This window comes from Priestia sp. FSL R5-0597, from assembly GCF_038006305.1.
Classification (GTDB): Bacteria; Bacillota; Bacilli; order Bacillales; family Bacillaceae_H; genus Priestia; species Priestia zanthoxyli.
Genome location: NZ_JBBOUZ010000001.1, coordinates 734,732 through 746,847 on the forward strand (window position 1 = coordinate 734,732; position 12,116 = coordinate 746,847).

A 12,116-nucleotide genomic window follows, 5' to 3' on the forward strand; every position below is an offset into this window, starting at 1 on the left:
GAGAGTGAGTAATCAACTAGTATTTTTCACAAACTTTTCAGAAGGAAAATTAGATTCAGACGTTTCTTGGTATTGTCCACCAGCTCAATTTCAAATTGATACGGAAACGAATCGATTAGTGATTAAAACAGACGCTAAAACAGATTTTTGGCAGCGTACTCATTATGGCTTTGAAGCGGACAATGGACACTTTCTTTATCGTGAAGTAGAAGGCGACTTTGAAATCATGACAAAGGTGCATACATATCCAGTTAATCGCTACGATCAAGCAGGTCTCATGATTCGTGTATCAAAAGATACGTGGATCAAAACGTCAGTTGAATACAATCCCGATGGCCCTAACCAATTAGGAGCAGTCGTAACCAACCAGGGCTTCTCAGATTGGTCCAGTCAAAATTTTACTCAAAACAAATCAGCGCTTTATTTTAAAATTCAGCGCAAAAATGATGATTACACCGTTTGTTATTCAAGTGATGGAGATTCCTGGACTCAGCTCCGACTCGCTCACTTATTGCACTCATCCAAAGAACCTGTTCAAGTTGGGATTTACGCTTGTAGTCCTCAAGGAGAAGGATATGAGGCCCAATTTGATTTTATAAAAGTAGAAAAGCTTTAAACGAAAAACACGATTTAGTCACAGCTAAATCGTGTTTTTTATTTAGAGAGTACATTATCTAAAGGCTGTGTGGCAGCAGTGGGTGTCGATTGATTGTGTAAAGCAATTTTTTGTTTGAAATAGCTGATGACAAACCCTGTAATCGCAATGGACATAACAGAGAAAATTCCTTTTGAAAATCCAATTGAATACATGCTCGACAGCACGACGAGGAAATCAAATGAAAAATTCACTTTTCCAGGATCCCAACCGAATTTTCGCTGCGCGAATAACGCTAGAATATTAGCACCCCCAAGAGAAGCTCCGTTCATAAATAAAATGGATAAGCCAAGACCGGCAATTAGTCCGCCCGTAACAGCACCCATCAGACTGGGAAGTGTAAAAGCAGGAAGCAAGTGATCGAGTGAAGTGAGAAGTGATAGCAAAGACACTGATCCTATAGTTGTGACGGTAAATTTCCATCCCATTTGAAAGAAGGAAAAGAGATAAAAAGGAATATTAATGAGAAAAAAAATCACCGCAAACGACAAAGGAAGGGCATATGACAAGCTAAGAGACAGACCAGCTGTTCCCCCCGTCACTACGTGAGAGTGCCGCAAGATAAGAACACCAATACTTGCAATCGTACATCCAAGAATAATCCATAAAACTTTTTTCATAAATAAACCCCTTTGTTTGTTTTTTCGGAATTTTCATTTTCAATTATCTACTTTAATGATAGGATATTAAATAAAGAAAACACATGTATAAATGAAGGAAATAATACTTGTTCTGTTATCAACTTGAATAAAGATTTTATTTATTATATTCATTTTGAAAGGAAAGGTTTGTATGGATCAAATCGATGCACAATTATTGTCTATTTTGCAAAGAGACGGGCGTATGACGATTAGTGATTTATCAAAAAAGCTGGCTCTTAGCCGTCCGAGCGTATCAGAAAGGCTGCAGCGCCTTCAGGAACGAGGAGTGATACAGCGTTTCAGCGCTACGGTGTCTCCGAAAGCTTTAGGGAGAGATACACAGCTGTTTATTCAAGTAAGCGAATTAAAAAGAAAACCAGAGGAATTTGAAGACTTTATTGAGCAAAATGAAGATGTGCTTGAATGTCATCGCGTAACGGGACCGGTTTCTTATTTTATCAAAGCAGCCGTGTCTGGAATGGATGGACTTAGAATGCTCGTGGATGAACTGATTCCTTATGGAAATGTGAATACCTCAATTATTTTAAAGTCGCCTGTAGAAAACAGGATGATTACTCCTATACAAAAACCGACCCCATAAGAGGCCGGTTTTTTGTGTAAGGACATATTAATAAAACCCTTTAATAATATAAAAATGATTTTGCAAAATATCAGGAACTTCTTCTTCTGAAACGTTTCTTTTCGTCTTTTTTCCGCTGTCAGTTACAGTTAGTGTTTCACCAGAGAGGGTAATTCGCCCTGTAGGTGTTGCGATCGTAACAAGGCGTTTGTGTACAAACGGAGAATCAGCTGAAGTTTGATTGAACTCACACATGGGAGTAAAGTCTGTCAGTTTCTTAGGAAGCGTAGACACACGGTACAGCGTTTTCCATACATCATCTTCCCATCGCTGCAAATCATACATATGCTCAGCAACGTTTGTCATACGATAAGAGCCGCTTACATCTCTTACTACTTCGCCATTTAAAGGCATTGGCTTGCGAACAGAATCTCCAAATCCAACGTCTACGATATAAGACTGATTTTTAACCGTCACAAGGTTTGTAGCGTGACTTCCTTCAATGGTCCACGTGCCATCGGGTTTTTTGACGGTAGCTGAAACGTACGAGACTTCATAACCGCTTTCTTTTAACAGCCAGCCAAATAAACCGTTTAATTCGTAGCAAAATCCTCCGCGCAAATTTACAATTACTTTTTGAAAGATCCGTTCTAAATCAATGATAATAGGAGTTTGAGACAAAACGTCTAAGTTCTCAAACGGAACATGAAGCATATGCTTGTTCTGTAAAGCAGCTAAGTTTTCATACGTTGGACTATCCGGTTTCTTAGCTAAAAACCGACTAAAATAATAATTAATATTCATCAAATACACCTCTTAGTGAATCATTTCTCTTTGTCTTTAAGCTTAGCAGAATATTCATGTAACAGCGTTTTTTCAATGGTTTCTTTGGAAGTAAATTCTTTCAATCTCAGCTTTTTGTTCTTTACTGACTTCTCTTAAAGGATTAGTGGCTAGAAAACATAGTGGACAGACAAAATCAAAATAAAATTCAGCGTGTGCTTTCATCCCGTCATGCTCCTTTATGGCATGTTTTTAGTTTATCAAAAGTAAAGACGGTTCTTCCAACTTGGGGACTGTGGAAAAATAGTTGACAAAATTGGATAACTCTTTCTATAATATAGTCAATACATATTACGAGCGATTAGTTCAGTGGGAGAATACATCCTTGACAGGGATGGGGTCGGGGGTTCGAATCCCTCATCGCTCATACCAAAGCCGTTTTCTTATTAATAAGAGAGCGGCTTTTCTCTTTGGCTTAACAAACCAATGCTATATTAAATCTTGAGCGCGCATAGAAGAATTAAAGTATAATGAAACATAGTGCATCAGGTCATGATAAAGATAATCACTAATTTAAAATAAATGAGGGTACAAAATGAATCAAAGAAGTTTTAGTCAATATGGTCTTAGTGACAAGGTAGCTAAGGCGCTTTCTAGCCTGCAATACAATCATCCTACGGAAGTACAAAGTAAGGTGCTTCCCATTGCGCTAGAAGAAAGAGATGTGGTCGTGAAGTCTCAAACAGGAAGTGGAAAAACGGCTTCCTTCGGCATTCCACTGTGTGAATTAGTTAACTGGGAAGAAAATAAGCCCCAAGCCTTAGTGTTAACACCTACACGAGAGCTGGCTGCGCAGGTAAAAGAAGATATTACAAATATCGGCCGTTTTAAGCGAATTAAAGCAGCAGCTGTTTATGGAAAATCACCGTTTGCCAAGCAAAAAGTAGAATTAAAGCAAAAAACACATATTGTTGTAGGTACGCCTGGACGAGTGCTTGATCATATAGAAAAAGAAACGCTGGCATTAGAGAAAATTCGTTATTTGGTTATTGATGAAGCAGATGAAATGCTAAATATGGGTTTTATTGACCAAGTGGAAGCGATTATTCAACATCTTCCTAGTGAGCGTGTAACGATGCTTTTCTCGGCTACGCTTCCGGAAGATATTGAAGAACTGTCTCGCAAATATATGAAGAAGCCGGTTGATGTTGAAATCAAAGCGAACGGATTAACAACAAGCACGATTGACCATTCTGTTATAACAGTACAAAATGAACGTAAATTTGAACTGCTGAAAGACGTAACTACAGTAGAAAATCCAGACAGCTGCATCATTTTTTGCCGCACGCAAGAGCAGGTAAATACGCTGTTAGATGATTTAGATGATCTTGGATATCCTTGTGATAAAATTCATGGGGCAATGGTGCAAGAAGACCGTTTTGAGGTTATGAATGATTTCAAAAAAGGGAAATTCCGCTATTTAGTAGCAACAGATGTAGCTGCGAGAGGAATTGATATTGATAATATCACGCACGTTATTAACTATGACCTTCCGTTGGAAAAAGAAAGCTACGTTCACCGTACGGGAAGAACGGGACGTGCCGGTAAAAAAGGGAAGGCTATCACATTTGTAACGCCTTATGAAGAGAGAATGCTATCGGAAATTGAAGAATATATTGGTTTTTCGATTCCAGTATCTACTCCTCCTTCTAAAGAAGAAGTACAGCAGGCAGCATTCGCTTTTAATGAAAAAATTAATGAGCGTCCAGAAGTTAAAAAAGATAAAAGCGAGTCATTAAATAAAGACATTATGAAGCTGTATTTTAACGGAGGAAAGAAAAAGAAAATTCGAGCGGTCGATTTTGTAGGAACAATCGCAAAATTAGACGGAGTAACCGCAGACGATATTGGAATTATTACGATTCAAGAAAATGTCTCGTATGTAGAGATTCTGAATGGAAAAGGTCCCAAAGTGTTGCAAGCAATGAAAAACAAAACAATTAAAGGAAAGAAATTAAAAGTTCATAAAGCGATTAAATAATAAAGGAAAGTCCATCTTTTTAAAGATGGGCTTTATTTATACAGCCAATAAAGGAGTTGAGAGTATGAAGTACATAAAAGAAGCGTGTGTAGAAGGGTATGAGCAGGCAAAAAAAGCGGAAAAGCTAGGAGCAGACCGCATTGAATTATGTGACAATCTCAGTCAAGGAGGCACTACGCCAAGTTACGGCACCATTCAACATGCAAGTGAACATCTTGATACAGATATCAACGTGATTATTCGCCCAAGAAGCGGTGATTTTTTATATTCCGAAGCAGAATTTCAAATTATGAAAAAAGACGTTAAAGCATGTAAAGACCTTGGAGTAAACGGAGTAGTATTCGGCATATTAACAGAAAAAAATGAAATCGATCACGGACGCACTAAAGAATTAATAGCAGAAGCTTGTCCTTTAAGCGTTACATTTCATATGGCATTTGATGAGATTAAAGATAAATACAAAGCCATTGATATACTTAGTGAAATGGGAGCAGACCGCATTTTGACCAAAGGTGGGAAAGGGTCTGCTTTGCAAAACTTGCAGGTGATCCGAGAACTGATCACATACGCCAATGACCGTCTTATTATTTTACCCGGCGGAGGAATTCATGAAGGCAACGCAGATCGGGTTATAAAAGACACACAGGCGACTGAATTACACGGAACAAAAATTGTAGGAGATTTATCGGATTAAATAAAAAGAGGCTGGGACAAAAGTATGTTAGTCAAAGTGAAAAACGAACCACTAATCAACATGTTTGATTGGTGGTTCGTTTTTTTGTGATGGTAAATATAGTTTTATGTGTTTCGTTCCTTCTAGCAGGTGATTGGAGGGCAAGGCGAAGACTCCTGCGGGAACAGCGGCCGCCCGCGGAAAGCGAAGCCTTGCACGGAAATCAACTGCGGTGTAATAAGCAGTCCAGCTCATCTATCTCCCTTGTTCATCTTTAGGTTGGATTCATTTCGTTATGTCTCAACCTCTTTTATTTTGATGTGTTTTCTTTTGCTGCTAAGCCGCTCGTCATTTTGGTACGCTGAAAGAAAAACGAACCTACGACGAGTACAGCAATTAAAAGAGTTAAAAAGAACTGTGAACGCAATGAATCAATAAATGCCATGGCAATAAAGATACTAGTGATGGCAAGGATTGTAGCGTAAGTTAAGTAAGGAAACAACCACATTTTAATTTTTAATGCTTCAGGGTTTTCTTTTTCATATTTTTTTCTCATTTTAATTTGTGAAAATGCAATAACGAGGTACACAAGAAGGGCTACGCCGCCTGATGCATTCACTAAGAACAAAAAGATTTTATCTGGCGAAATATAGTTAAAGATGACGCTGATGTACGAAATAACTGTACATGCTAATATCGCGCTAACCGGCACGCCTTTTTTATTTAATTTTGAAAAGCTTTTTGGCGCATTACCATTTTGAGACATGGAAAACAGCATACGAGAGCTTGTATACAAACCAGAATTCAGACAAGAAAGGACAGCTGTTAAAATAATAAAGTTCATAATTTGAGCGGCGGCCGGTATGTTTACTAATTCAAGAATAGAGACAAATGGGCTTTTCATTAGGCTTGATGAATTCCACGGAAGAACGGTTACTAAAATAAAAATAGATCCTAAATAGAAAAATAAAATACGATAAATAACGGTATTGGTCGCAATGGTAATGGCTTTTTCAGGTTGAGAAGATTCACCTGCCGCGGTTGCAACAATTTCTGTTCCCATAAAGGAGAACATGACAAGGGCGATTCCTAAAAATACAGAGCTAATTCCATTCGGTAAAAAGCCGCCTTTATGCAAAAGATTGGAAGTGCCGGGAGAATCAATTCCTGGAATGAATCCACAAATAATAGCAATACCTAAAAGTAAAAAAAGAACGATACTGATAACTTTAATGAGAGAAAACCAATATTCAAATTCTCCGAAAGATTTAACAGAGTACAGATTGGTCATCGTTAATAAAAAAGTAAGAGTCAGACTAACTCCCCAAGACGGTAAAGACGGGAACCAGTATTGAATAATATTTGCACCTGCAATGGCTTCAACAGCAATAACGATAACCCAGAAAAACCAGTAGAGCCAGCCAATTGTGTAGCCGGCCCAAGGGCCTAATGCCTCTTTTGCATAAGTGGAAAACGAACCGCTGGAAGGATTTGCAGTAGACATTTCTCCAAGCATTCGCATGACTAAAATAACGAGTAAACCAGCAAATGCGTACGAAAAAATAGAGCCGGGTCCAGCGGTGTTAATGAGTGATCCGCTTCCAATAAACAATCCAGCGCCAATAATTCCTCCAAGAGAAATCATGGTGATATGCCGGATCTTTAACTCTTTTTTTAACTGTGGCTGTGGATGGCTGTTCATTTGTAACCTCCTATATAACCTGAATTTTTAGTTAATATGGAGAATTATAGTATGTTATAAGGTGCAAGGACAGGATGTTGTTAGAACTTCTTTCATATAAAAAAACGGATATGAATGGTTGCATTCATATCCGGCTTACTCTGACACAGACATTCATTATGCGTAGAAAGTACCTGATTAGCGCCTTTTTTCTTTATTATAATAAGCAATGCAGATGAATTTTTTATGAATGGTAGCTGAAAATAAGCTGAATGATTGTTTTAGATACGTTAATCAAAAGAGATGTACATCCAATTAAAGGATAATATGGAATGATATCCAAACTCTCCGTAAAGCGCTAAATGCGGGTTTTCCTTTCTGAAAACGGGTATATATAGTAGTAAGAAGTTCATTCTTTTACTAAGTATAAAAGAAAGATGTGCGATAGAAACAGGAGGTTATAAATAATGAAACATGTTGAAGTAGTAGAAAACGGAGCGAATATTAACGAAGCAGTTAATCAATTTGCAGATAAAGGTTTTGAGAAAAATGAAGTATACGTGTTTACCTATGACAAGGAAAATTCTAAAAATTTAACAGAAGTAACGGACACAAATATTATTCGACTGTCTGAAGAAGGTCCTTTACATTCAGCAGCGAGTTTATTTTTAACAAGAGAAGATGAGCTTCGAACAAAAATGGCTTCGCTAGGCTTATCAAAAGACGAAACAAAAAAATATGAAGAAGAGTTAAAGAAAGGCAGTGCGATTGTAGTGGCTGCTAGGGGAGAAAGAAAAGACGTTTAATTAGGGCAAAAGTAGTTTAGTTAAAGTAAGATCCGAACGCGGTTATTCTCTATCAAGAATCAGCCGCGTTCGGATTTTTTTGTGGGGACGGTGTAACAAGTGATCTATACGAGCTCCTTTATTCCATTTGTTTGTCTTTAAATTCACTCGATTTCGTTATGTCTCACACTCTTTTTTGTTTTTTCCAATATATGATTGATAAAACTAATGGTATTAGTTAAAATAAAAACTAATACCATTAGTTTTTATTTTGATAATAGGGGGATGAGGAAATGAGAATAGTTCGTGAGAAAATGTTGTATCAATTGACGTTTTTGCCTCGATTTTTTCCAGTGAATTGTTATTTAGTCGAAGAGAAAGACAGTCTTACGTTAATTGATGCGGCTTTTCCTTACAGCGCGTCAGGTATTTTGAAAGCTGCAGATCAAATTGGAAAACCGATTACTCGAATTGTTTTTACTCATACTCATGAAGATCACATCGGAGCAATTGATAATTTGAAGAAAAGTTTGCCGAATGCTTCTGTTTATATGTCGCAAAGAGATTATCGATTATTTTCAGGAGACTTTGCACTCAATTCTGAAGAACCTCAAAACCCAATCCGTGGAGGAATACCAAAACTAGGAAAGATTTCAACTAAAATTGATCATTTCATCGAAGAAGAGTCTTATATAGGCTCACTTGCTCCTATTTTTACACCTGGACATACACCTGGGTCTATGTCTTTTTTAGACCAGAGAACAAACGCATTAATTGCGGGAGATTCTTTCCAAGTGCGGGGAGGAGTTGCCGTATCAGGTCAGTTAAAACCGCTGTTTCCGTTTCCTGCCTTTGGAACGTGGAGCAAAGAGCTAGCGCTTAAAAGTGCAGAAAAGCTATATGAATTAAACCCGTCACTTCTTGCTGTTGGACACGGAAGAATGCTTTCTCAACCGCTAAAAATGATGGAAAAAGCAATACAACAAGCAAAAGTAAAAATAGAAAAGAGGAGATGAAGGGATGTCGCCACGACAAGGACTAGATTTCAAAAAGGTTATTCAAACAGGTGAAAATTTGGCCAATCGTGAAGGGTTTTATGCTGTTACAATTGCTTCATTAGCCAAAGAATTAGATGTTCGCCCTCCGTCTTTGTATAATCATATAAAAGGGTTAGAAGAGCTGCGCAAAGAACTGGCTTTAAGCGGACTGCAGCAGCTACACTATCTTCTAAAAAGTGCTGTTGAACATGCTTCTGCAGAAGACGCTGTTTATCAGCTAAGTAAAGCGTACGTTTCATTTGTAAGAAAGTCTCCCGGAATATACGAAGCAACGGCAACGGTGGCACCAACGATACAGGATGAAGAAGTACAAAAAGCATCTGATAACATCGTATTTTTAGTGCTGGAGGTGTTAAAACCGTATCATCTTCCGGAAAGTGAAGCCCTTCATGCTGTTAGAAGTCTCCGCAGCATTTTACATGGATTTTCTTCTTTGGAGCAAAAAGGGGGATTTGGCATGCCGTTGAGTACTGATGAGACACTAGATTTTTTAATTCGTACGTTTGTATTGGGGCTACACCGGTATGAACAGACCCCATAAATTTCATTAATGCCACTAAGCCTAACGCTTTAATGGAAATTGAAAAAAAACAGAAAGAATGATAGATTACAAATAAAGACATTTATTCCTATTGTTTTAGGGTTGTTACTGATGAAGCAGGCAAAACCTAAGCTGCAAGGACAGAAAAGGTAGTTTCTGTTTGTTGCTGTTTAGGTATTTTTTGCTTTTGTTTAAAATAACCAGCTCTTTTAATTTATTTTATAAAGGGGAAATCTTCTGAGAATGGAGAGAAACAAACATGCTTAATTCAAGAATGATCGTCATATTAAGAGAACTAATGTCCGTACAGTCTACATTATCAACCGTTACAAGCGAATATTTAGCAACAGTAAATCAGGTATCTTCTCGAACTATTCGAACGGATATAAAACAGTTAGATGACATTTTGTCTCAGTACGGGGCCAAAATTAAATCAGCTCGAGGGACGGGATATGAACTTAGCGTTTTAGATGAAAAACAATTTCATCAGCTATTAAAAGAACTTTCGGCTAATCAATTATTTGATTCAACTTCTATTCCAACCGTTCCTGATGACCGCGTGCATTATTTAATTAAAAGACTGCTGCTAGCAGACGGATATTTGAAGCTCGAAGATTTAGCAGACGAGTTATATATTAGCAAATCAACGGTTCAAAACGATTTAAGAGATGTTAAAAAACAGCTGTGTAAGTATGATATTCTTTTAGAAAAACGTCCTAACTATGGCTTGAAAGCTAAAGGGGACGAAATGAAAATGAGATTTTGTATGTCTGAGTACATATTTAACCGAAAAGATAAAGAAGTAGATATGGTATACAATGAAATATCCATCCTGCCCCAAGAATCAATCTTAACGATTAAAGCCCACATTTTAAATCAAATAAAACGATACAATATTATGGTTTCAGATATTGGATTAAATAATTTAATCATTCATTTAGCAATAGCTTGTAAGCGAATACAAGAAGAAAATTTTATCTCTTTGTATTCAGAAGACTTGCTTGAAATTATGGAGCATAAAGAATATGAAGTAGCAGCTGAAATTGTGAGGGAAATTGAAAAGGCATTCAAGATTCGTTTTCCGAAATCAGAAACAGCGTATATCGCCATTCATTTGCTAGGTACAAAAATGCTCAACAGTAGCAATCATGAAGACAAAGAAGTGAAGCAGTTTATTGCCGCAGATATTTATGAATTAACAGCGGCTATATTAGAAGCAATTGAAAAAGAGCTTCATTTAGGAATTAGTGAAGATTCAGAGTTGATTCTTGGCATGAGTTTGCATTTGAAACCGGCTATCAACCGCTATAAATATGGAATGAATCTGCGAAACCCGATGCTTGAAGGAATTAAGAGTCATTACCCTCTTGCTTTTGAAGCTGGAATTATTGCCGGGAAGGTTTTAAAAAATCGCCTTGAAATTGACATGCATGAAACGGAAATTGGCTATTTAGCTTTACATATTGGAGGGGCCATTGAACGTCGGAAAATTATCAATCAGCCTAAGCGCTGTTTGATTGTATGCGCATCGGGAGTAGGGAGTGCCAAGCTATTATCATATAAGCTGCAGGCTACGTTTGGATTAAATCTTACTATTCTAGGAACAACTCAGTATTATAAGCTTCACCAAATGTCGCTGCACTCTTTAGATTTTATTGTTAGTACCATTCCAATTCCAGAGGATCTTCCTGTTCCTGTAGTACAAGTAAGTACAATTCTAGGAAACAATGATTTTAAAAAAATTGAATGTTTAATGAAGAATAAAACGCAGTCTTCGTTAGAATACACGAAAAAAGAATTAGTATATTTACAGCAAGAATTTCAAACAAGAGAAGAAGTGCTTCATTTTTTAGGAGAGAAATTAACTCATCTAGGACTAGTTCCTTTTCAATTTATAGAATCTGTTTTTGAAAGAGAAGCTGCATCCCCAACAAGTTTTGGCAATCTCGTTGCGATTCCGCATCCTATGGTTCCTCAAACCGATACGACGTTTTGGGCCATTTGCACGTTAAAAAAACCGATTATGTGGGAAGGAAATCTTGTGCAATTTATTTGTCTTTTAAGTGTAAAAGCGAATAATCAAGGCGATTTGCAGAAGATGTACAGTTTGTTGGTTCGCGTTGTGGATGACAAGCAGGTCGTGCAGCGCTTAGTAAAGTGCAAGGATTATGAGGAGTTTATAGAGGTATTTATGAAAAATATTAGATAAAAGAAGTCCAAGAGAGGGGCTTCTTCTTTTATCTGAATGTTCAAACATAATTTTTCCGTTACTAACGGAAAAAGGTTGTGTATAAATGTAAGCGCTTTTATTTTAAGATAAAACTATCAACAAAACAGATAGCAAAATAAAAAAACGGGGGAATGACAGATGAATATTCTATTATGTTGTGCAGCTGGAATGTCTACAAGTTTACTAGTAACAAAAATGGAAAAAAGTGCTCAGGACCAAAGCACGGAGTATAAAATTTGGGCAGTTCCTGGTGACTCTGTTCGCAATCATATTGATCAAGCAGATGTACTGTTATTAGGACCTCAAGTGCGCTACTTGCTGCCGCAGCTTAAGAAGCTAGGTGAAGAAAAAGGAGTGCCAGTTGACGTTATAAATCCTGTTCACTACGGAACGTGTAATGGAGAACAAGTGTTAAAATTTGCAGCTCAACTAGTTTCAAAATAGGAGT

The 12,116-nt window shown here is 37.3% G+C and carries 12 protein-coding genes and 1 tRNA gene; 10 read left to right on the forward strand and 3 right to left on the reverse strand.

All coding sequences use genetic code 11. The features are described 5' to 3' along the window. The first annotated feature begins 4 nt into the window (after positions 1-4). Positions 5-616, forward strand: a complete 612-nt coding sequence (locus MKX72_RS03880; RefSeq protein ID WP_028412329.1) for a DUF1349 domain-containing protein — start codon at positions 5-7, stop codon at positions 614-616. A 38-nt stretch (positions 617-654) separates the two neighbouring features. Here the strand turns inward: MKX72_RS03880 and MKX72_RS03885 are convergent, their stop codons facing one another. Beyond that, positions 655-1,275 carry a YitT family protein gene (locus MKX72_RS03885; protein ID WP_033578070.1) on the reverse strand — a complete coding sequence of 207 codons (621 nt, stop codon included), beginning with the start codon at positions 1,273-1,275 and terminating at the stop codon, positions 655-657. 172 nt (positions 1,276-1,447) lie between these two features. On the opposite strand from MKX72_RS03885, the gene MKX72_RS03890 reads away from it, so the two are divergent. Then, positions 1,448-1,897, forward strand: coding sequence for an Lrp/AsnC family transcriptional regulator (locus tag MKX72_RS03890; RefSeq protein ID WP_034269385.1), 450 nt, complete (start codon positions 1,448-1,450; stop codon positions 1,895-1,897). Between the two features lie 27 nt (positions 1,898-1,924). On the opposite strand, the gene MKX72_RS03895 is transcribed toward MKX72_RS03890, so the two are convergent. After that, positions 1,925-2,680, reverse strand: a complete 756-nt coding sequence (locus MKX72_RS03895; RefSeq protein WP_028412326.1) for an arylamine N-acetyltransferase family protein — start codon at positions 2,678-2,680, stop codon at positions 1,925-1,927. 334 nt (positions 2,681-3,014) lie between these two features. On the opposite strand from MKX72_RS03895, the gene MKX72_RS03900 reads away from it, so the two are divergent. The 3 genes from MKX72_RS03900 (at position 3,015) to MKX72_RS03910 (ending at position 5,394) form a co-directional block, all read left to right on the forward strand. Next, positions 3,015-3,086: transfer RNA gene (locus MKX72_RS03900), tRNA-Val, on the forward strand. 168 nt (positions 3,087-3,254) lie between these two features. Next, positions 3,255-4,700: a DEAD/DEAH box helicase gene (locus tag MKX72_RS03905; RefSeq protein WP_034269394.1), complete on the forward strand. Its 1,446-nt coding sequence runs from the start codon at positions 3,255-3,257 to the stop codon at positions 4,698-4,700. Between the two features lie 64 nt (positions 4,701-4,764). Further along, positions 4,765-5,394: a copper homeostasis protein CutC gene (locus MKX72_RS03910; RefSeq protein WP_155008527.1), complete on the forward strand. Its 630-nt coding sequence runs from the start codon at positions 4,765-4,767 to the stop codon at positions 5,392-5,394. A gap of 289 nt (positions 5,395-5,683) precedes the next feature. On the opposite strand, the gene MKX72_RS03915 is transcribed toward MKX72_RS03910, so the two are convergent. Continuing rightward, positions 5,684-7,075, reverse strand: a complete 1,392-nt coding sequence (locus tag MKX72_RS03915; protein ID WP_155008526.1) for an amino acid permease — start codon at positions 7,073-7,075, stop codon at positions 5,684-5,686. 446 nt (positions 7,076-7,521) lie between these two features. Here MKX72_RS03915 and MKX72_RS03920 point away from each other — a divergent pair, with 446 nt between their 5' ends. The 5 genes from MKX72_RS03920 (at position 7,522) to MKX72_RS03940 (ending at position 12,112) form a co-directional block, all read left to right on the forward strand. After that, entirely contained in the window at positions 7,522-7,860 is a 339-nt protein-coding gene (locus tag MKX72_RS03920) for a general stress protein (RefSeq protein ID WP_098625959.1), read from the forward strand. 272 nt (positions 7,861-8,132) lie between these two features. Next, positions 8,133-8,855 (forward strand): MBL fold metallo-hydrolase, encoded by a 723-nt coding sequence (locus tag MKX72_RS03925; RefSeq protein ID WP_155008525.1) that lies wholly within the window; start codon positions 8,133-8,135, stop codon positions 8,853-8,855. Between the two features lie 4 nt (positions 8,856-8,859). After that, positions 8,860-9,438, forward strand: coding sequence for a TetR/AcrR family transcriptional regulator (locus tag MKX72_RS03930; RefSeq protein ID WP_047751634.1), 579 nt, complete (start codon positions 8,860-8,862; stop codon positions 9,436-9,438). Between the two features lie 259 nt (positions 9,439-9,697). Continuing rightward, complete coding sequence (locus tag MKX72_RS03935) at positions 9,698-11,647, forward strand: BglG family transcription antiterminator (protein ID WP_155008524.1); 1,950 nt, start codon at positions 9,698-9,700, stop codon at positions 11,645-11,647. Between the two features lie 159 nt (positions 11,648-11,806). Next, entirely contained in the window at positions 11,807-12,112 is a 306-nt protein-coding gene (locus MKX72_RS03940) for a PTS sugar transporter subunit IIB (protein ID WP_028412318.1), read from the forward strand. Positions 12,113-12,116 lie beyond the last annotated feature (4 nt).

What these genes read in the sequence shown, in the direction of transcription:
- MKX72_RS03890 (WP_034269385.1), top strand. Translation starts at nt 1,448, where the DNA reads ATGGATCAAATCGATGCACAATTATTGTCTATTTTGCAAAGAGACGGG.
- MKX72_RS03935 (WP_155008524.1), top strand. Translation starts at nt 9,698, where the DNA reads ATGCTTAATTCAAGAATGATCGTCATATTAAGAGAACTAATGTCCGTA.
- MKX72_RS03905 (WP_034269394.1), top strand. Translation starts at nt 3,255, where the DNA reads ATGAATCAAAGAAGTTTTAGTCAATATGGTCTTAGTGACAAGGTAGCT.
- MKX72_RS03930 (WP_047751634.1), top strand. Translation starts at nt 8,860, where the DNA reads ATGTCGCCACGACAAGGACTAGATTTCAAAAAGGTTATTCAAACAGGT.
- MKX72_RS03895 (WP_028412326.1), bottom strand. Translation starts at nt 2,680, where the DNA reads ATGAATATTAATTATTATTTTAGTCGGTTTTTAGCTAAGAAACCGGAT.
- MKX72_RS03885 (WP_033578070.1), bottom strand. Translation starts at nt 1,275, where the DNA reads ATGAAAAAAGTTTTATGGATTATTCTTGGATGTACGATTGCAAGTATT.
- MKX72_RS03940 (WP_028412318.1), top strand. Translation starts at nt 11,807, where the DNA reads ATGAATATTCTATTATGTTGTGCAGCTGGAATGTCTACAAGTTTACTA.
- MKX72_RS03910 (WP_155008527.1), top strand. Translation starts at nt 4,765, where the DNA reads ATGAAGTACATAAAAGAAGCGTGTGTAGAAGGGTATGAGCAGGCAAAA.
- MKX72_RS03925 (WP_155008525.1), top strand. Translation starts at nt 8,133, where the DNA reads ATGAGAATAGTTCGTGAGAAAATGTTGTATCAATTGACGTTTTTGCCT.
- MKX72_RS03915 (WP_155008526.1), bottom strand. Translation starts at nt 7,075, where the DNA reads ATGAACAGCCATCCACAGCCACAGTTAAAAAAAGAGTTAAAGATCCGG.
- MKX72_RS03920 (WP_098625959.1), top strand. Translation starts at nt 7,522, where the DNA reads ATGAAACATGTTGAAGTAGTAGAAAACGGAGCGAATATTAACGAAGCA.